At 71.1% G+C, this 18,163-nt stretch carries 15 protein-coding genes; 6 read left to right on the top strand and 9 right to left on the bottom strand.

Going from position 1 to position 18,163, the window contains the following annotated elements:
- Positions 1 to 11 precede the first annotated feature (11 nt).
- Positions 12 to 962 carry an N-acetyl-gamma-glutamyl-phosphate reductase gene (gene argC, locus WMF11_RS28230; protein WP_437972909.1) on the top strand — a complete coding sequence of 317 codons (951 nt, stop codon included), beginning with the start codon at positions 12 to 14 and terminating at the stop codon, positions 960 to 962.
- A 21-nt stretch (positions 963 to 983) separates the two neighbouring features.
- Here the strand turns inward: argC and WMF11_RS28225 are convergent, their stop codons facing one another.
- Positions 984 to 1,952 (bottom strand): LysR family transcriptional regulator, encoded by a 969-nt coding sequence (locus WMF11_RS28225; RefSeq protein WP_437972908.1) that lies wholly within the window; start codon positions 1,950 to 1,952, stop codon positions 984 to 986.
- Positions 1,953 to 2,028: 76 nt separating this feature from the next.
- Between WMF11_RS28225 and WMF11_RS28220 the strand changes: the two genes are divergently transcribed.
- Both WMF11_RS28220 and WMF11_RS28215 read left to right on the top strand, forming a co-directional pair.
- Positions 2,029 to 2,697, top strand: coding sequence for a glutathione binding-like protein (locus WMF11_RS28220; RefSeq protein ID WP_437902381.1), 669 nt, complete (start codon positions 2,029 to 2,031; stop codon positions 2,695 to 2,697).
- A gap of 427 nt (positions 2,698 to 3,124) precedes the next feature.
- Positions 3,125 to 4,786 (top strand): hypothetical protein, encoded by a 1,662-nt coding sequence (locus WMF11_RS28215; RefSeq protein WP_437972907.1) that lies wholly within the window; start codon positions 3,125 to 3,127, stop codon positions 4,784 to 4,786.
- 67 nt (positions 4,787 to 4,853) lie between these two features.
- Here WMF11_RS28215 and WMF11_RS28210 read toward each other — a convergent pair whose 3' ends face one another.
- Both WMF11_RS28210 and WMF11_RS28205 read right to left on the bottom strand, forming a co-directional pair.
- Positions 4,854 to 6,017, bottom strand: a complete 1,164-nt coding sequence (locus WMF11_RS28210) for a PAS domain-containing protein (protein ID WP_437902378.1) — start codon at positions 6,015 to 6,017, stop codon at positions 4,854 to 4,856.
- 216 nt (positions 6,018 to 6,233) lie between these two features.
- Entirely contained in the window at positions 6,234 to 7,049 is an 816-nt protein-coding gene (locus tag WMF11_RS28205) for a hypothetical protein (RefSeq protein ID WP_437972906.1), read from the bottom strand.
- A gap of 147 nt (positions 7,050 to 7,196) precedes the next feature.
- Here WMF11_RS28205 and WMF11_RS28200 point away from each other — a divergent pair, with 147 nt between their 5' ends.
- On the top strand, positions 7,197 to 8,099 hold the full coding sequence (locus WMF11_RS28200; RefSeq protein WP_437972905.1) for a nucleoside hydrolase: 903 nt from the start codon (positions 7,197 to 7,199) through the stop codon (positions 8,097 to 8,099).
- Between the two features lie 19 nt (positions 8,100 to 8,118).
- Here the strand turns inward: WMF11_RS28200 and WMF11_RS28195 are convergent, their stop codons facing one another.
- The 5 genes from WMF11_RS28195 to WMF11_RS28175 form a co-directional block, all read right to left on the bottom strand.
- Positions 8,119 to 8,817, bottom strand: a complete 699-nt coding sequence (locus WMF11_RS28195; protein WP_437972904.1) for a transcriptional regulator — start codon at positions 8,815 to 8,817, stop codon at positions 8,119 to 8,121.
- Between the two features lie 340 nt (positions 8,818 to 9,157).
- A complete protein-coding gene (locus tag WMF11_RS28190; RefSeq protein ID WP_437972903.1) occupies positions 9,158 to 9,925 on the bottom strand; it encodes a phosphotransferase in 768 nt (255 codons plus the stop codon).
- 113 nt (positions 9,926 to 10,038) lie between these two features.
- A complete protein-coding gene (locus tag WMF11_RS28185; protein ID WP_437972902.1) occupies positions 10,039 to 12,048 on the bottom strand; it encodes a PAS domain-containing hybrid sensor histidine kinase/response regulator in 2,010 nt (669 codons plus the stop codon).
- Positions 12,038 to 13,168, bottom strand: a complete 1,131-nt coding sequence (locus WMF11_RS28180; protein ID WP_437972901.1) for a hybrid sensor histidine kinase/response regulator — start codon at positions 13,166 to 13,168, stop codon at positions 12,038 to 12,040. The genes WMF11_RS28185 and WMF11_RS28180 overlap by 11 nt, the downstream gene beginning before the upstream one ends.
- Positions 13,169 to 13,273: 105 nt before the next feature.
- Positions 13,274 to 14,620, bottom strand: coding sequence for an adenylate/guanylate cyclase domain-containing protein (locus WMF11_RS28175; RefSeq protein ID WP_437972900.1), 1,347 nt, complete (start codon positions 14,618 to 14,620; stop codon positions 13,274 to 13,276).
- 333 nt (positions 14,621 to 14,953) lie between these two features.
- On the opposite strand from WMF11_RS28175, the gene WMF11_RS28170 reads away from it, so the two are divergent.
- Positions 14,954 to 15,244, top strand: a complete 291-nt coding sequence (locus WMF11_RS28170) for an Hsp20/alpha crystallin family protein (RefSeq protein ID WP_437902364.1) — start codon at positions 14,954 to 14,956, stop codon at positions 15,242 to 15,244.
- A gap of 25 nt (positions 15,245 to 15,269) precedes the next feature.
- Here WMF11_RS28170 and WMF11_RS28165 read toward each other — a convergent pair whose 3' ends face one another.
- Positions 15,270 to 16,124: a hypothetical protein gene (locus WMF11_RS28165; RefSeq protein ID WP_437972899.1), complete on the bottom strand. Its 855-nt coding sequence runs from the start codon at positions 16,122 to 16,124 to the stop codon at positions 15,270 to 15,272.
- Between the two features lie 296 nt (positions 16,125 to 16,420).
- Here WMF11_RS28165 and WMF11_RS28160 point away from each other — a divergent pair, with 296 nt between their 5' ends.
- The gene (locus WMF11_RS28160; RefSeq protein WP_437972898.1) at positions 16,421 to 18,133 is read left to right on the top strand and encodes a serine/threonine-protein kinase; all 1,713 of its coding nucleotides are present in this window, start codon (positions 16,421 to 16,423) and stop codon (positions 18,131 to 18,133) included.
- Positions 18,134 to 18,163 lie beyond the last annotated feature (30 nt).

Here is an 18,163-nt window from a genome sequence, read left to right as displayed (position 1 = left end):
ACACGGCCACCATGCATCGGGTGTTCATCGACGGACAGGAAGGTACGACGGGGCTCCAGATCCGCGAGCGGCTGCAGGGCCGCCGCGACCTCCAGCTGCTCGAGATCGACCCCGAGCGCCGCAAGGACCCGGCGGCGCGCCGCGCGCTGATCAACGAGGCGGATGTGCTCATCACGTGCCTGCCCGACGACGCCGCCCGCGAATCCATCGGATGGATCGAGAACCCGAGGACGCGCGTCATCGATCCGAGCACCGCGCACCGCACGGCCGACGGGTGGGCGTACGGCTTCCCGGAGCTCCGCCCCGGCCAGCGCGAGGCCGTCCGCGGCGCGCGGCGCGTCGCCGTCCCCGGGTGTCACGCGACCGGGTTCCTCGCGCTCGTGGTGCCGCTCGTCGACCAGGGGCTCCTGCCCAGGGACGCCCGCGTGATCGCGCACTCGCTCACCGGCTACAGCGGCGGCGGGCGCAAGATGATCCAGGCCTACGAGCAGGCCGAAGGGGCGCGCCGCGAGCAGCTCCGCGGCCCGCGCCCGTACGGGCTCACCCTGCAGCACAAGCACCTGCCGGAGATGCGCGCCATCGCGGGCCTCGACAGGGCGCCCCTGTTCCAGCCGGTCGTGGGCGACTTCTACAAGGGCATGCTCGTCTCGGTGCCCCTGTTCGCGGACGCCCTGGCCCGGCCGGCGACGCCCGCCGCGGTCCACGAGCTCTACACGTCGTATTACGCCGGCGAGCCGTTCATCCGGGTGATGCCGCTCGGCGGCCAGGGCGCGCTGGAGGACGGCTACCTCGGCGCGGTGGAGTGCAACGACACGAACCGACTCGACGTGTTCGTGTTCGGCAAGCCGGACCAGATCCTTGTCGTGGCGCGCCTCGACAACCTCGGCAAAGGCGCCTCCGGCGCGGCGGTGCAGAACCTCAACCTGATGCTGGGCGCGCCGGAGGCCACCGGCCTCGACTGAGCGCCACCCGGGTCACCCGGGTCACCCGGCGCGCGTGTAGAGCCGCGGCGCCGCGCTCTCGAGGGCGCCCATCAGGCGCTCCGCGGCGTCGGCCGACGCGCGCCGGAACGCGATCCGCCAGGGCCGGCGGAGCGGGCCGGACGAGAGCCGCTTGACCAGAAGGTCGCCGCTGCCGAGGTAGGCTTCCGCCACCCATTCCGAGAGGATCGCGATCCCCATCCCGGCGCGCGCCGCGTCGACCACGGCCTCCGTGAGCGGGAAGCGCAGGAGCTCGATCTTGGGCCGCTGCCGCCCGAAGACGGCGCCCATGAACCAGCGCGCCTCGGCCGGCGTTGCGTTCGGCGTGATCAGCGGGCCCTCGCGGAGGTGGTCGCGCGTGAGCGAGGCCCGCCCGGCGAGCGGGTGCGAGCTCGAGATCACGAAGACGACCTCGTCCGAGAAGAGCGGCCGCTCCACGAGCGCGCAGCCCGCCTCGCGGTCGCTCGGCAGGGACGACGTGGTGAGCAGCGCGACGTCGATGTCCCCCCGGACGAGCGCGGCGACCGGATCGTGGGTGTGCTCGACCGCGAGCACGATCTCGAGGCGGGGCAGCCTGCGCCGGAGGCTCGTCATCGCGGAGGGGAGCCAGCGGTACGCCGTGTAGCACTCGCACACGAGGCGGACGCGCGTCGTCGCGGCGACCGGCGCCGCGACCTCTCGCTCGAGCTCCCGGAGCTGCGCGAGGACGAGCCCGGCCCCCGCGATGAGCCGCTCTCCCGCGGCGGTCGGCGTGACCCCGCGCGCGGTGCGCTCGAAGAGGCGCGCGCCGACGCGGTCCTCCGCCTGGGCGAGCGCCCGGCTCACGGCGGACTGCGTGATGTGCATCGCCGAGGCGGCGCCGGACGTGCTCCCGGCGGCCGCCAGGGAGAGGACGAGCTCCAGGTCGCGGATCTCGAGCTGTGGCCGCGGTCCGATCGCGGGAGGCGCAGGGGGAGACGCTATGCGTGGCACGCATAGACCCTATCACGACGATGCGTTGGACGCACAGCCCCGCGAGGCGCACCTTGGGCGCCGTCAGGAGGTTTTCATGAAGCTCTATTTCGCTCCGCTCGCATGTTCTCTCGCCACGCGCATCGCCTTCTACGAGGCCGGCGCGGAGGCCTCGTATGTGGAGGTCGACCTCGAAACGAAGCGGACCGAGGGGGGCGCCGACTACCGTGCGATCCACCCGCTCGGGTTCGTCCCTGCGCTCGAGATCGAAGGAGGCGAGATCCTCGCCGAGAACGCGGCGATCCTTCAGCTCGTGGCGGATCGGTTCCCGGCGGCGGAGCTCGCGCCGCGGGATCCGCTCGGCCGGGCGCGCCTCCAGCAGTGGCTCGGCTTCATCGGGAGCGAGCTCCACAAGGCGGTCTACATGCCGCTCCTGGACAAGACGGCCTCGGCCGAGGTCAAGGCCCATGCGCTGGCCGGGGCGCCGCGCCGCCTCGGCTGGGCGGCCGATCGGCTCGAAGGGCGGGAGTTCCTTCTCGACCGTTTCTCGGTCGCCGACGCGTACCTCTTCGCGGTGCTCAACTGGTCCGTTGTCACGCCGATCGACCTGAAGTCCTGGCCGGCGCTCGCCGCGTACCACGCGCGCCTCCACGGACGTCCGAGCGTGGCGCGCGCCTTCGCCGAGGAGCGGGAGGGCTACTTCCGGGAGCAAGCGCGGCACGCGAAGGCCGCCGAGGCCGTCGACGCGCCGGCGCCGAACGTCTGACCCGAGCGGAGCGCGCACGGCGCGCCCGGCGGCGGGCGCGCTGGGTCCGCCGCGATCGCGGACCGGGACCGGGGCGACGATGCGTGCGACGCGAGCCGACAAAGTGGACGGAATGCGAGAGGAGGCGAGAGCGGTCGACGGCCGTTGAGGCGATGAGAAGCGGCGATGGAAGGACCGAAAGATTCGATGAATGATGGGAGGGGGCGGCGCAACCAAGGCATAGGCGCATGGGCATGGCCGGCCAATGGCCGGCCGATGGCCGGCGGCCAGCCGATGACCGGCGGCCAGCCGATGGATGACGATGACCGACGGTCAATGACCGACGGTCAATGACGCATGACCGACGGACGCGCGACGTCATGGCGCCCCTCACGAATCCAGCTTTTCACGCGCGACCGGCTCTGATACGAGAGTCATTATGAGACACTTGCGACAACTCTTCGTATGTTCGGTCCTGGCCATTGCTGCGATCCCGGTCGGCTGCACGGCGGACGCGCCGGAGGACGCCGAGCAGGAGTCCGAGGTCGGCTCGCTCAGCCTGGCCCTCGTCGGGAACAGCTCCTCGGGCGCGACGTACCGCCTGTCCCAAGCGTGGTTCGATATCTACGGCCCGACGGCGCGGACCATCTACGGAGGGGTCGACACGCCGGTGCTCGCGGAGGTGCTGCCGGTCGGCGGTTATAACGTGGCGCTCCAGCCGGGCTGGGTCCTCGAGCGGTGGACCGGCGGCGGTTACCAGGCCGTCTCGGCGTCCCTCACGTCGGCGAACCCGACGTGGGTCTACATCGGCGAAGGTACGACGTCGACCGTGGCGTTCCAGTTCCGGGCCGATGGCGACGTCATTTCGGTCGGGCAGGGGAGGCTCGACATCGTCATCGGGGTCGACGACACGACGCCGCCGCGCGAGGACACCGATGTGGCGTGCAGCAACGGTTACGACGACGATGGCGACGGCCGCCCGGATTGCTCCGATCCGGACTGCCAGTTCCAGCCGTTCTGCGGGCCGATCGGCGAGGACACCGATTGGGAGTGCAGCAACGGCTACGACGACGACATGGACGGCCTCGCGGATTGCTCCGATCCGGACTGCCAGGGGTATCCCTTCTGCGCGCCGGTGCGCGAGGACACCGATTGGGCCTGCAGCAACGGCGCCGATGACGACATGGATGGCCTCGCGGATTGCGCTGATCCGGAATGCCAGCCCTATCCGTTCTGCTCGCCGTGGCGCGAGGACACCGATTGGGCGTGCAGCAACGGCGTCGATGACGACGGGGACGGCCTCGCGGATTGCGTCGATCCGGAGTGCCAGTGGATGCCGTACTGCATGCCGGTGCGCGAGGACACCGACTGGACGTGCAGCAACGGCGCCGACGACGACGGGGACGGTGCCGTGGATTGCTCCGATGCGGACTGCCAGTCGCAGCCGTACTGCATGTCGTGGCGCGAGGACACCGATTGGGCCTGCAGCAACGGCTCCGATGACGATGCGGACGGCCTCACGGATTGCTCCGATCCGGACTGCGTGTGGTTGCCCGTCTGCGCGATGCCGGGCCTCGTCATCGAGGACTTCGAGGACGGCGATTTCCTCTTCTCCGCGCCGTACGCGGGCAGCGCCCCGCCGTTCACGGGGCCGTGGGTGACGTACGACGACGGGACCGTCCCGCCGGTCAACCTGTTCCCCGCTCCGGGGCCTTTCAGCTCGACGGCGCTCGCGGCGCACTCCCCGGGGGTGCCGTCCGCGTCGGGCGCTGGCGTGGCGCTGTCCTTCGAGATGTGGCCCGTCGATGTGTCGCCGTTCCAGGGCATCCGCTTCCACATCCGTGGCCAGGGCACGCAGGTTCGCTTCGACGTCGGCACGCTCCTTACGACGCCTGAGGGCGGGCTCTGCTCGGCTTGCTACGACAGCCACGGTATCGACCTCTGGGTCGGACCGGAGTGGGTCACCGTGGAGCTGCGCTGGTGGGATCTGATGCAGCAGGGGTGGGGCACGCTCGTGCCGTTCGAGCCGTGGAACGTCATGAACCTGAACTGGCGCACGCCCGTGGGACAGCCGCTGCGCATCGAGATCGACGACGTCCAGCTGTTCTGAGCTCGGGCGCCCAGGGAGCAGCGCCAGCGCTGCGCTGCTCCCGGGGGCCTCGTCCTCCGCTGTCGTGTCAGGCGACGTTGCGGGGGGGCGGCGCCGGGCGCGCGGTCAAACTTCGCATGCAGTGCATCAGGCCGGCCCGCAGGTTGGCCTTGGTCACGATGGCGCTGAGGTCGAGCCCCAGCGCCACCATCGTCTGCGCCACCGTCGGGCGGATGCCGCAGATGATCCCCTCGGCGCCGAGCAGCTGGATGGCCCGCACGAGCTTGATCAGGTGATCGGCGACCTTCGTGTCCACCATCTGCACGCCGGTGAGGTCCAGGACGGCGAACCGCGCCCCGCGGCTCGAGATCGCCTCGAGCAGGCTCTCCATCGCGTCGGCCGTCCTCGCGCTGTCGACGACGCCGATCATGGGCAGCGCCAGCACGCCGTCCCACACCTCGATGATCGGCGCCGCGAGCTCCCGGATGACCCGCTGCTGCGCCTCGATCACGTCGAGCTTCGTCTGGAGGGCCTGCTGCGCGCGCTGCCCCTCCGTCACGTCGAGCGAGAACCCGACGACGGAGCTGACGTGCCCCTCTTCCTCCGCGAGGGGGACCATCCAGCTCTCCCATACACAGCCGTGCACCTCGGCCAGCCCGTGCACCGGGTCACCGGCCAGCGCGCGCCTGACGGCGCCGTTGGCCTCGCCGTAGAGGTCAAAGATGTTCGCGCCGACGAGCTGTCCAGGTTGATGGCCGACGGCCTCCAGCCCCTTGCCTTCATGGTAGAGATACGTTCCGTCGGTATCGACGGCCCACATCGCTATCGGAAGAGCGTTGATCAAGGCGCGGAGCATCCTGTCCCGCGCCCTCAGCTCGGTCAGCTCGTCGAGCGCGCCGTCGCCGGCCGGCGCGTCACGGAACGAGCCGTAGACGAGCCCCTCCGAGCGCGCGCCGCGCACGACGCAGGCGAGCGGTTTGTAGCTGCGCTCCGCGCTCATGACGCGGCCGTGGACGTGAATGGGGGCCGTGCTCTCACGCACTTGCTCCCACCTTGTGGTGAGCGCGCCGCGGTCCTCCGGGTGGAAGAGCTCGGTCAACGGGGTTCCTTGCGCGAGCGCGGGCCCGATCGTCCGGCCCAGCGCGTCGCTCCATCGCAGCAGCGCGCCGTCGCCTCCGGCGACGAACAGCATCTCCGTGGAGTGAGCGATAAAGTCATCCAGCGAGCTCAGTGCTCCGTTTGCGTCAGCCATCGTATTCCCCTCCGCAACCGGACAGGCATACCGGGATTGCGCGTAACAAGGTAGATCGATGACCGCAAGCGAATAGTAGGGTGCAATCCGCGACGCGCACGAAGGCATGGCCTTACTCCAATCGTCGGAGCGCACGAGGCGGACATACCGCCTCGTGCCACGAACTCCGGCGGTCTGTACGACCGGTACGTACCGGTTCGTCCGCGTCGGAGCGGCTCAGCCGCCGGCGCCGGCGTCGCGGGTAGGAATGCCGAGCAGATAGAGCTTCTTCGCTCTCCCGCCGATCACGCCCTTCTCCCATCTGTAATCTTCGTTCTGGAGCCCGCTCAACAGCTCATCGAGGTCAGCGAGCGTGTAGGTCCTCGCGTTCGAGACCGCCCCGTCCCACGCGAAGCACAGCGGGATGATCGGAACGATATAGGTGAAGACGAGCTGCCGCAGGGTCATGGGCCTCGCCAGGGGCGTGATGAGGAGGCACATCACGAAGTTGATCGGGAGGGCGAGCCACCCGAGGAACAGCGGATGACTGTTGTCGCTGATCTCGAAGATACAGATGGGCTGCCTGCTCCTCTGGGCCGACTCCAGTATCTTCCTCGCGTTGTCCGGCCTCATGTGATGAAAGCTGCTGACCATGGTTCTGAGGCTATTGTTGAACCCAGCGATGTCGCCGCCGATCTTCGTGGCGTCCACCGGGGTTGTCTGGTAGGATACACGGCTCCCTTCCTGGTTGTTGATGAGCTCCGCCGCCTCCTTGCTCGGGTACAGGTCCGTGAGCGTCAGTCGGGTGCCCTCGAACCCGGGCTTCTCGCGCAGGGTCCGCACGACGTCGATCATCGGCCCGCCGCTCCCGGAGCAGAGGTCGACGATGTTCGATGTGTTCGACTCCTTCAATGCTCTGGCGACCAGCTCGACCAGCGCCTCGCGCGTGCCCAGCGCCCTGTGCATGATCACGAGCAGGCGTGTCATGCAGGCCCGTAGCCACCCGGGAAACCAGCTGAAATCCTCTATCTCGAACAGGTGTATGCGCTTCATTCGCTCCTCGGGGTCGTGCGGCCTGACCGCGCGCGCCAGCGCGGGTCGAGTGCTGGCACCGTCGGGCGGCCGGTCGTCTCTCCGGCTGCCCGGTCGGATCGAGTCTATTCAATTTTGCTCTGCGGCGCGATGGCATGGAGGTGCGGCGTGAAGCGCATGATCTTCGAGATGGAGACCGCGGACCCGGATGATTTCATGACGCTGCTCTGGCTCGCCGATCACCCCGACGTCGAGCTGCTCGGCGTGCTCGTCACGCCCGGCTCCGAGGATCAGTGCCGGCTGGTCCGCTGGGGGCTGGATGGCTGCGGGCGGGCGGAGGTCCCGATCGGCGCGCTGCACGGCCCCGCGTGGTGGGCGACGAGCGAGGGCAAGAAGGCGCGGGTCTCCGGCTTCCACCAGGCGTGCTACGGCCCCGGCATCCTGGAGCACCCGGCCGGCGAGGTCGCGGGCGGCCCCGCGCTGCTCGCCGAGCTGCTCCGCGAGCCGGACGCCACGGTGCTCGTCGGGGCCGCGCCCAAGAACATCGGCAAGGCGTTCAACGACGTCCCGGGGCTCCGGCTGGCTCGCTGGGTCCAGCAAGGCGGCTTCGCGGGCGACAACCTGGTCGCCGAGCCGCTCGAGAAGTTCCGCGGGCGCCTCACCTGCCCGAGCTATAACCCCGGCGGCGCGCCCCGGGAGACGCTCGCGCTGCTCGCCTCACCGCAGATCGGAGAGCGGAGGTTCGTCTCGAAGAACGTATGTCATGGGGTCGTCTATACCGAGGCCATGCGCGACGCGCTGAGCCGCCGGGTCTCCGGGCGATCGCCGCGGAGCGGCCTGACGGGGATGATCGACGCGCTCGATCGGTACCTGGCAGACAAGGGCGTGGGCAAGGCGATGCACGATCTCGTGGCGGCCGCCTGCGCGCTCGACGAGCGCGTCTGCGACTTCGTCGAGGTGGAGATCTACCGCGAGAAGGGCGAATGGGGGGCGCGCGCCATGGAGGGCACGAACACGCGGATCTCGGTCGGGTTCCACGAGGAGCGCTTCCTCGACGTGCTCGCGCGCTGAGCCGCCGGCGGAGCCCGCCTCACCGGGCTGCGCAGGTCGTGCGGAGGGCGCGCGCCCTGTCGATGCACGCGGCGAGGGCGTCCTCGGGCGGCTCGTCGGGGCACGCGGCCTCGAAGGCGCGGATGGCGTCGCGGAGGCCCCCCGCGCCGCCGGCGCCGAGATCGAGCTTGTGCTTGCGATCCTCGTCGTCGTCGTCGCCGCCGACGAGCAGGAGCGTCCCGACGACGGCGCCCACGACGACGACGCCCGTGACGACGCCCGCCACGATCACGCCCGTCTTGCCGTCCACGTCCGGCGGCTCCGCGTCCGGGAGCGACGGCGTGCCCGCCGGGATCGGCTTGGCCTCGAGGCCCGCGGCGAGCGCGGTGGTGGCGATGCCGCCCGCGAGCCCGAGGCCGCCGATGACGAGGCTCGACACCGTGAGCGCGCTCGGCCCCGCGTCCGCGCGGGCGCTCACGCTGGCGGAGAGGCGCACCTGCGCCGCGTTGCACGCGGCGTAAGCGTCGAGGCGGTGGATCTCGAGCGACGCGCGGGGCGCGGTCTCTGGCGGCAGCTTCGCGGCCAGGATGATGTCGTCCGCCGATCGCCGGACCGTGAGCGGTGCGAGCGGCTCGGGGGCGGCCGCGGGCCGCGTGGAGGCCTTGCCGCAGCCGGCCAGTCCACACGCGATGAGCAAGAGCGTCGTGCAGGAGAGGGCATGATCGCGCCTTCGGGTCATACAGCCACGCTACGCCGATCGAGCGCGGTTTTGTCGAGCGAAATTGGCCTCGTCGCGGTCCGGAACGACCGCCGGCGAGCGGGCTGAGCCAGGATGACAACGTGGTGTGGCCGACGCGTCGAGGAGCGGAAGGTGCGATAGGCGCTCGCCTCTCGACCGCCCTGAACGTGACCTTCACCGCGTGCGCGTCGAGGTGCCTTTCCAGGCGGCCGATCTCATGTTTGGCATGAAGCGGCGCGGGGGCGGTGGTCATCCGACGCGCCACCCGGCCGCCTCTGCGTGTCACGAGCACATTATCGCCCGGCTCAGCGCATGGCGGCCGGCGGGGGGCGTCGGCCCATCACGGGGTGAATGCCTGCAGCAGCCGATCGCGCTGCGCCCGCAAATAGCGGATGTCCTCTTCGTACAGCGCAGGGTGCCCGGCCGCGATGTGCGCCTGGGACGCGACGTCGCCGGCCGCGGCCCGCGCGCGCATGGAGGCGAGCAGCGCCGCGAGTCGATCGGCCACGGTGTCGAGCAACAGGGGCCCTGGCGGGAGGCCATAAGCGCGGCAGAACCGAGCTGCGTGCCGCGCCTGGTCCTCGGGGCTGCCGGCGCTGTCCGGGTTGCTCGGCGCGTGCAGCGGCGCGAAACGGTAGACAGCATACGCCACGTCCCACACGCGCGGGCCGGGATGTGCGGTATCGAAATCGATGAAGCCGACGACCCGGCCGCCGCGGACGACACAGTTGTAGGGCGCGAGGTCGCCGTGACAGATCACCTCGGCCGGCGGGCGGGGCGGGAGCTGCCACCGGTCGTCCGGTCCTGGCACGAACGTCGCGCTCGCGTCGTGGAACCGGCGCAGCAGGGCGGCGGCGGACGCGAGGAGCTCGGGCGTGCGCAGCTCGGCCGGGAGCGGGTTGTGTACCTCGCCATCGAGGTACGACAGCACCTCGTTCCCCTCGTCGTCGCGCCCGAGCGGCTCCGGCGCCGCGTCGAAGCCCGCCGCCCGGAGGTGCCGCAGGAGCCGGTGGATGGCAGGCGTGGCCGCCGTCGCGGGCCGGTGGACCCTGTCGCCGCGCCGGCGCACGGTGTTGACGCCGCCCTTGAATACCTGCTCGTCGACCATGCAAAGCCCTCTCCGCCGGGGCGCCAGCGCCGCGGTGGCGGAGTCGGCCCCTGTTTCGCCGCTGTCCGCGGAATAGCGGGTCTCCCCCGACGCACCTCGACCGCCTCGGCGCGCTACGGCCGGAGGAGGAGCTCCTCGAGGACGGTGGTCAGCTCGTCGACCCTCACCGGCTTGGTCAGGTACCGATAGAACCCGGCCTGCTCGGCGCGGCGGGTATCCCGGGCCATCGCCGCCGCGCTGAGCGCGATCACGGGGATGTCGCGCGTCTCCGGCCACTCCTCGAGCTTGCGCATGGCCTCGTAGCCGCTCATCCCGGGGAGGTTGATATCCATGATGACGACCTCGGGCTGCCGCGAGCGCGCGAGCTCGATGCCGATCTCGGCGTTCGGCGCGGTGATCAGGTGGACGCGCTCGAACTCGGAGATGAGCTCCTCCATGAACGCGATGTTCGACGGGTTGTCTTCGACGTACAGGACCGAATGGCGGACGCCGCCGGGCGCGGCGAGCGGCGACGCCTCCAGGCGCGCATCCGCCTGCGCCGGGGCGGCGACCGCAGGCGGCTCCTGGTGCGCCGGGAGCTCGATCCAGAACTCGGACCCTTCGCCCTGGATGCTGGCGAAGCCGACGCCGCCGCCCATGAGCTCCGCGAGCCGCTTCGTGATGGCGAGGCCGATCCCGGTCCCCTCGATCGGCCCCGTCTCCTGGCCGGCGCGCTGGAAGGGCTGGAAGATCTTCGCGTGCTGCTCCTGGGGGATGCCGATGCCGTTGTCGATCACGCAGATCTTCACGACCCCGTCCTCCGGCATCGACACAGCGATCGTGGCGCGGCCCCCCCTGCGGCCGTACTTGATCGCGTTCGAGCCGTAGTTCATGAGGATCTGCGCGAATCGCGTGCGATCCGCCGTGATCTTCGGGAGCTCCGCGGGGAGGGGCGCGAGGGCGATCTCGATCCCGGCGCGCTGGGCCATCGGGTCGAGCGTCGTCTTCACCTCGACCAGCACCTCGGGGACGTTCACCGGCTCGATCGACACCGTGACGCGGCCCGCCTCGATGCGCGAGAGATCCAGGATGTCGTCGATGAGCTTGAGCAGGTGCTCGCCGCCCTTGAGGACGTGCTCTATCCGCTCCTTCTGGCGATCGGTGAGCGGCGTCTTCCTGTCGCGGTGCAAGAGCTGCGCGAAGCCGAGGATCGCGTTGAGCGGCGTGCGGAGCTCGTGGCTCATCGAGGCGAGGAACTCGCTCTTCGCGGAGCTCGCGGCCTCGGCGATGCCCCGCGCCTTGCGCAGCTCCTCCTCGCGCTGCACGTCGCCGGTCATGTCCCAGAGGGTGCATACCGTCCCGCCCTCGGCCGTGCGGCGCTCGGTCGCGCGCAGGCTGCGCCCGTCGCTCGTGCAGAGATCCAGCGTGCCATCCGGCTCCGCGTGGTAGGCGAGCATCCTCTCGCGGAATCCGGCCGCAGGCTCGCCGCCCAGGGAGAACAGCCCCGCGGCGAGGCTCTCGCCGAGGATCTCATCATAGCTCCGCCCGATCATGGGGCCGTCCACCCGCGCGCCGAGCCAGTGCCGGTAGACGCTGTTGCAGAGCGCGAGCCGATCCTGCGCGTCGAACACGGCGAACGCGCCCTGGATGCTCTCCACCGCGCTCCGCAGGAGGTCGCTCGTGCGTTGCGCCACGGCCTCCAGGCGCTTGCGGTCGCTGATGTCGCGGATGGCGCTCGAGAAGAGCATGCCCCCCTCGGTCGTCAGCGGGCTGAGGCTGATCTCGACCGGGAACTCGCTGCCGTCCCTCCGGCGGCCGAACAGCTCCAGCCCCGACCCCATGGAGCGCGCCCTGGGCGCGGCGATGAACGCCGAGCGGTTGGCGACATGAGACCGCTGGAATCGCTCCGGGAGCAGGATCTCGATCGCCTGCCCGATGAGCCCGCCGCGCGTGTAACCGAACATCCGCTCGGTCTGGACGTTGACGAACACGATACGTCCGTGCTCGTCGACGACCACCATGGCGTCGGGCGCCGCGTCGATGAGCATGCGGAACGTGCTGTCGTCGATCTGGCGAGCGCCAGGCTCATGGGGCGCCTGCTCGGGTGCTGACAGGCGTTCGACGGAGGAGATCTCATGTGTCATCGGGGAGCCTCACACAGAACACGGCGCCAGGGGCGTTGTCCTCGATCCGGATGTCGCCGCCGTGCGCCTCGACGGCCATCTTGCAGAACGCGAGCCCCAGGCCGCGGCCGGCGCGGTGGAGGGCCGGGGCGTCGCCGCCGAGCTGGACGAAGCGATCGAACACCTGCGCGCGCATCTCGGCGGGGATGCCCGGCCCCGCGTCCGCGACGCGGATCTCCACGTGGGCGCCGCGCTTCGCGGCGCCCACGGTCACCGCGGTCCCGGCCGGGGCGTGGACGATCGCGTTCTCGAGGAGGTTCTCGAGCGTGCGGCGGAGCAGGTCCGGATCGGCCTGGACGCTGGGCACCTCGACGGCCTCGCGCAGCGAGAGCGACCGGGAGCTCGCGCGCAGGTCGAGCGCGGCGAACGTCTCGAGGACGAGCGCGCGGAGATCGACGCTCGCTCGCTCGGGGGTGAGCATCCCTTCCTCGCTCTTGCTGATGTCGAGCAGGTTGTAGATGAGCCGCAGCAGGGCACGCGCCTGGTCGCGGATGTGCCGCGCCGAGTCGCGCGCCTGCTCCGGGAGCGCGCGATCCCGGAGCAGGAACTGGGCGTGCAGGTCCATGCTGCTCACCGGGTTCTTCAGATCGTGCACGACGAACGCCGTGAGCCGCTCCTTCTGGAGCTGGAGGCGCATCAGCGCGTCGCGCTGCTGCCGGACGAGCTCGACGTGCTCGCGCAGCTCCGCGCCGAGCCGGCGCAGCCTCAGGGCGGCCTGCACCCGCACGAGCAGCTCCGAGGGGCGGATCGGCTTCGTCAGGAAGTCGTCGCCGCCGGCGCGCAGCGCGCTGTCGAACGTGTCGACGTCGCGGAGCGCCGTCAAGAAGACGATCGGCGTGCTCGCGCCCTCGGGCAGGCCGCGGATCCGGGAGCACACGGCGAACCCGTCCATCCCCGGCATCCGCACGTCGAGGAGCACGCAATCCGGCTTGTGGCGCTGGAATTGCTCGATTCCCTCCTCGCCCGTGACGGCGAGCACGACCTCGTAGCCGTCGTCCTCGAGCGTGGCCTGCGCCAGGGCGCGGTTCTGCTCGTTGTCATCGACGACCAGCACCCTGGATCTGGGCTCGTGCTGTTCCATGCGGCCTCGGCTCCGGGCGCGAGATTACATGAGAGGCAATGACTCTACAACCGCCGTCAGGCCATGCTCGTCCGCTGGACGGCTCGCCTCGGCCGGCGGGAAGCCTCATTTTTCCGTTACGACCTCGACACCGGTCCAGTCGGCAGGAGCGCCGTTGGCCATCAGATGAGCGATGCGCTGCTGATAGACATGGGCGGCTTTGTCGGCCGGGCTCTGCACGAGCACGCGCGCGATGCCCAGGTTCGCCTCCGCGAACCTCCGCGCGTAGTAGTCGGACAGCGCTTGCTCGAAGAGATCCCGGGTCTTCTGCTTGCGATCGATCGTCTCGGGAGGATCGCCGTCGAATACCTCGAAGACGGACACGGGCTCTCGCTTGCCCTTGAGCTGCACTCTGTCCAGAAAGCGGCAGCCGTGGCCGTCCCGAGCGTGCAATGCGGCCATGGTGCGCTCGCTCACCACGATGGCCACGCCGTACCGGACGGCGAGCCCCTCCAGGCGTGACGCCTGGTTCACCGTATCGGATATCACGGTCGCCTCCATGCGCTCTGCTTCGCCGATGGTGCCTAGCATCACGCTGCCGGTGTGAATGCCGATGCCCATGCCGATCGAGGGCAGGCCCACGCTTCGGCGCTCCTCGCTGAACCGCCTCACCGCGCGCTGCATCGCCACGGCCGCGGCCACGGCGTCATCGGCCTTGCCCGGGAAGAGCGCCATGATGGCGTCGCCGATGTACTTGTCGATGAAGCCTCCGTGGCGCCTGACGATCGGGCTGAGCCGGCCGAGATAGGCGTTGATGAAGGCGAACGCCTCTCCCGGCGTCATGCGCTCCGTCAGAGCGGCGAACCCACGCATGTCGGAGAACAGGACGGTCATCTCGATCGGCACGTGATCTCCGAGCGCGACGTCCGCGGCCCTGTCCCGGCCCAAAAGGCCGAGCATCTCGGTCGGCACGAAGCGGGCATAGGCCCGGTTCGTCGCGAGCAGCTCCTCGTTGAGCTGGGCGAGCTCGGAGGTCCGCTCGGCGACGCGGCGCTCGAGGTCGCTGTTGGCCTGCTGCAGGGCGCGTTGCAGGGCGCGCAGGGACAGGTGCGTCGTCACGCGGGCCAGCAGCTCATCATGCTGAAAGGGCTTGGTCACGTAATCGACGCCCCCGACCTCGAAGCCCATGATCTTGTGGGCCGTGTCCGTGAGGCTGGTCATGAAGATGACGGGAATGTCCCGGGTGGCCGGGTTGTCCTTGAGCCGGCGACAGACCTCGAAGCCGTTGACGTTCGGCATCATGACGTCGAGCAGGATGAGATCGGGGCTCTCGCGGCGGAGCAGCGCCAGCGCGCTCTCGCCGTCCTCTGCGGTGAGCGCGTCGATCCCGGCAAGATCGAGGTGCTCGACGAGCACCTGTCGGTTGGCCGGCGTGTCGTCAACGACCAGCACGCGGCGCCTCGACTCGCTCACCTCCGCGCTCCTCCAGCCATCGGGGTTCCTGTTGCAGCGTGATGCCGGGCTGTTCGACCGTCCGGGACCTTGCGGCTCGTCGCGTGATACGCGGGTCTCGTGTGTCTGTCCAGCGGAGGCGCCCGGCGCGCGCGGACGTCGCTCCTCGCGGCGCCCGCGCCTCGCGAGGTCGTGGCAAGCCGCGCGCCATGGCGGCCACCCAGGATGGCCGAGGTCGTGCAGCGTTCGCGTCGGCGCGCGTCGATTGCGCGACGAGATGCCTCTGCGCGCGGTGAACCGCGGGAGATCGCGCCAGACGGGGGCTGGAACGGAGGGTGCTAGAACAAGGTTGGAGTGAGGCTAGAGCGAGAGGGCGAGGCGAGCGCGGCGCAATGCACTGAGAAGCGCGAGGAGGAGAGACGCGAGGAGAAGGAGACGTATTTCTCGTGCGAGCGCTCCTATGGCAGCTTCAGCCGGAGCTTCACCTTGCCTGCGGGCGTCGACGCCGAGAAGGCGACTGCCGCTCTGAAGGACGGGGTCCTGACCATCTCCGTGCCCAAGACGCCGGAGACGCAGCCGAGGAGGATCCCGGTGCAGGCCCCTGCGCCGACTGCTGGAAGAGAGCAGGGCACGAAGGTGTCGTGAGCGGACCACGAGACAAGGCCGCTGCTCAAGAACCTCGCGTCGGCCATGACCATGCTGAGGCCGTCCTCCGCCGTTCCAGGCGCGTCGGGGTGCAATCGCGCGTAGGCCTGGGGGGCGTAGTCGCCCTGCGCAGCGCCAGCGCCGCGAGCAGCGCGCACAGCCACGCGAGGACGTAGGCGGCCGCCGGGGACGACCACGCGAGCCCCACGTAAAGCGCCGCGAAGAACGAGGCGAAGCCGAGCAGGCCGCGCACGAAGCCCGCGAGCAGGGCCACCGTGGCGGCCGCGCCGTGCCGGGGCAGGGTGAAGCACGGCAGGACGTTGCCGGTGATCGGGATCGCGAGCAGCAGGCCGCTCACGCCCGCCGGCGCGGCGCCAGCGCTGCGCACGATGCACCAGGCCATGGCCATCGCCGCGACCACCCGGCAGGCGAGCTCTACGCGCGGAATGGCCACCGCCGCGGGCGGCTCGCGCAGGCGCGGCAAGGCGAGCGCGCCCAGGGCGGGCGACGCCAGCGCCGCGGCGCACGCCAGCGGCGGGGGCAGCCGCAGCGCGAGCAGCGCCGCGCCCACCGACAGGAACGCCGCGTTGGCCGTGAGCAGCGCCACGCCCCAGCGCCGCCCCCGCCGCGCGCACCAGGCGAAGGTGAGCACATGAACGATCGTGGCCGGGACGCACACCAGCGTCGCGAGCGCGATCGCGCCCGCCTGGGCGGGCGCCTCCTGCAGCAGCACGAAGCCCATGATCGGGCCAACGATCATCGGCAGCCCGGCGAGCGTGCCGCCCACCGCGTGGCCGAAGCGGCGCGCCGCCAGCGAGGAGAGCAGCACCGACGCGCCCACCAGCGCGAGCTTCAGCAGCACGAAGGCCCGCGCCTCCATCGATCGCGCCGCACGACACGCATGGCTCGCGGGGTCCTGTAGGGCCACACCCCGTGTAAGACAATGCCAGAGGCTCTCCTGCTCGGCGCCGCGAGGTGGTCAGACCTCCGGCGCGCGCCTCGCGCCCCGCGGGGCCGCGAGGCGGGGCCTCGACGCGGCGCCGAAGCGACGCTTCACGCTGCGCCCGCCCGCCGGAGGCCGGAGGCCGGAGCGGAGACAGCGCGCTCGCCGGTTTGCGACGCTCGGGGGCTCTGGGCTGCGCCGGGCTCCCCGTGTACGCTCTCCGTGGTTTCCTCATGTCGACATGCCCTACGTGCCGAACCGAGCATGCGGACGGCGTCGCTGCCTGCGCGACGAACGCCGAGACGCTCGCGGCGGAGCCCGCGCCGCCTGGCGCCGATCCGGAGCTCGCGCCGGGAACGCCGGTCGGCGAGTACCGCGTCGAGGCGAAGATCGGGGCAGGCGGCTTCGGCACGGTCTACCGCGCGATCCACCCCGTCATCGGCAAGGCGGCGGCCATCAAGGTCCTGAGCCGCCAGTGCTCCGCGAACCCGCAGCTCGTCTCCCGCTTCGTCGCGGAGGCGCGGGCCGTGAACCAGATCAGGCACCGCAACATCATCGACATCTTCTCGTTCGGCGCCCTCGAGGACGGCCGGCACTACTACGTGATGGAGCTGCTCGAGGGGATGACCCTCGACGCCTACCGCCGCAAGCGCGGGCGCCTCCCGCCCGCCGAGGCGCTGCCCATCCTCGTCAAGATCGCGCGCGCGCTCGACGCGGCGCACGCGGCGGGCATCGCGCACCGCGACCTCAAGCCCGAGAACGTGTTCCTGGTCTTCGACGAGGACGGCGCGATCTTCCCGAAGCTGCTCGACTTCGGCATCGCCAAGCTGCTCGGCGAGTCCTCGAGCGCGGTGCACAAGACGCGGACGGGGCACCTGATCGGGACGCCGCTCTACATGTCCCCCGAGCAGTGCCGCGGCAAGAACGTCGATCACCGGACGGACATCTACTCGTTCGGGATCCTCGCGCACGAGCTGCTCGCCGGCGCGCCGCCGTTCGACGGCGAGAACGCGTTCGACCTCCTGATCAAGCACACGTCGGAAGCGGCGCCCCCTGTGTCGACGGTGGCGACGCACCTCTCGCCGGCGCTCGACGCGCCGCTCCTGCGGATGCTCGAGAAGGACCCCGTGAGCCGCCCGGCGTCGCTGCTCGAGGCGACCACGGCGCTCGTGGAGGCCGCGCGCGGCGCGGGGTACGAGCTGCCCGGTGGCCTTCTGCGGGCGAGCGACGCCGCCGTCGGACGAGGCGCCGGCGACGCCGCCGCGCGGCGCCGCGCGGCCGTGGAGGCGCTGGACGCTGGGCTCGCGCCGACGCAGCGCGGCCACGCCGCGGAAGCGAGCTCGGGGCTGCACGGGAACGAGACGTTGCTGCAGGGATCGCTGCCGAGCAAGCCGGAGAGCACGTCGACCACGGCGTCGCGGCGGAGGGCGGCGCTCACGGCGGTCGCCGTCCTCGGCATCGGCGCGGCTGCGGCGCTCACGCTGCACCTCGGGCACAGCGAGCCGGCGGCCGACGCCCCGCGCGCGCCCGCGTCGGCCGCGGCGATGCCGAGGACGGAGGCCGCGCTGGTCGCGCCCGTCCTGCCGGCTTCCGCCGCCGCCGAGGCCACGCCGGAGTCGGCCGCGCCGTCTCCGTCGCCGGAGGCGACCGCCGCAGCCGCGGCGAGCGCCGACGCGGCGCCGCCCGACGTCGAGCTCCGGATCCAGGCGACCCCGAAGGAGCTCGAGGTGTGGAGCGAGGGCAAGCTCGTCGGCAAGGCGCCGGGGCCGCTGCGCCTGCCCCGCGGGCGCGCCGTGACGCTCACCTTCAAGGCGCCCGGGTACCAGGAGCAGGCGCAGGAGGTCCCGGCCGAAGCGGACGGCGCGATCGCCGTGTCGTTGAAGAGGGCGGCGCCGACCGCGAGGGGCCCCGTCAGGAAGGGCGACCTGGAAAACCCGTTCCAGTGAGCATGCGCGCGCGGCCCAGCTCCAGGCGAT

The organism is Sorangium sp. So ce295 (assembly GCF_051527405.1).
Taxonomy (GTDB): Bacteria; Myxococcota_A; Polyangia; order Polyangiales; family Polyangiaceae; genus Sorangium; species Sorangium cellulosum_B.
The sequence above is the reverse complement of the archived record's forward strand: the minus strand, read 5'-3'. Positions and strand labels throughout refer to the sequence as shown.

Excerpts from the sequence above, each read along its gene's own strand:
- argC (WP_437972909.1), top strand. The coding sequence starts at position 12 with ATGCATCGGGTGTTCATCGACGGACAGGAAGGTACGACGGGGCTCCAG.
- WMF11_RS28195 (WP_437972904.1), bottom strand. The coding sequence starts at position 8,817 with ATGACCCGAAGGCGCGATCATGCCCTCTCCTGCACGACGCTCTTGCTC.
- WMF11_RS28180 (WP_437972901.1), bottom strand. The coding sequence starts at position 13,168 with ATGGAACAGCACGAGCCCAGATCCAGGGTGCTGGTCGTCGATGACAAC.
- WMF11_RS28160 (WP_437972898.1), top strand. The coding sequence starts at position 16,421 with ATGTCGACATGCCCTACGTGCCGAACCGAGCATGCGGACGGCGTCGCT.
- WMF11_RS28165 (WP_437972899.1), bottom strand. The coding sequence starts at position 16,124 with ATGGAGGCGCGGGCCTTCGTGCTGCTGAAGCTCGCGCTGGTGGGCGCG.
- WMF11_RS28220 (WP_437902381.1), top strand. The coding sequence starts at position 2,029 with ATGAAGCTCTATTTCGCTCCGCTCGCATGTTCTCTCGCCACGCGCATC.
- WMF11_RS28210 (WP_437902378.1), bottom strand. The coding sequence starts at position 6,017 with ATGGCTGACGCAAACGGAGCACTGAGCTCGCTGGATGACTTTATCGCT.
- WMF11_RS28185 (WP_437972902.1), bottom strand. The coding sequence starts at position 12,048 with ATGACACATGAGATCTCCTCCGTCGAACGCCTGTCAGCACCCGAGCAG.
- WMF11_RS28205 (WP_437972906.1), bottom strand. The coding sequence starts at position 7,049 with ATGAAGCGCATACACCTGTTCGAGATAGAGGATTTCAGCTGGTTTCCC.
- WMF11_RS28190 (WP_437972903.1), bottom strand. The coding sequence starts at position 9,925 with ATGGTCGACGAGCAGGTATTCAAGGGCGGCGTCAACACCGTGCGCCGG.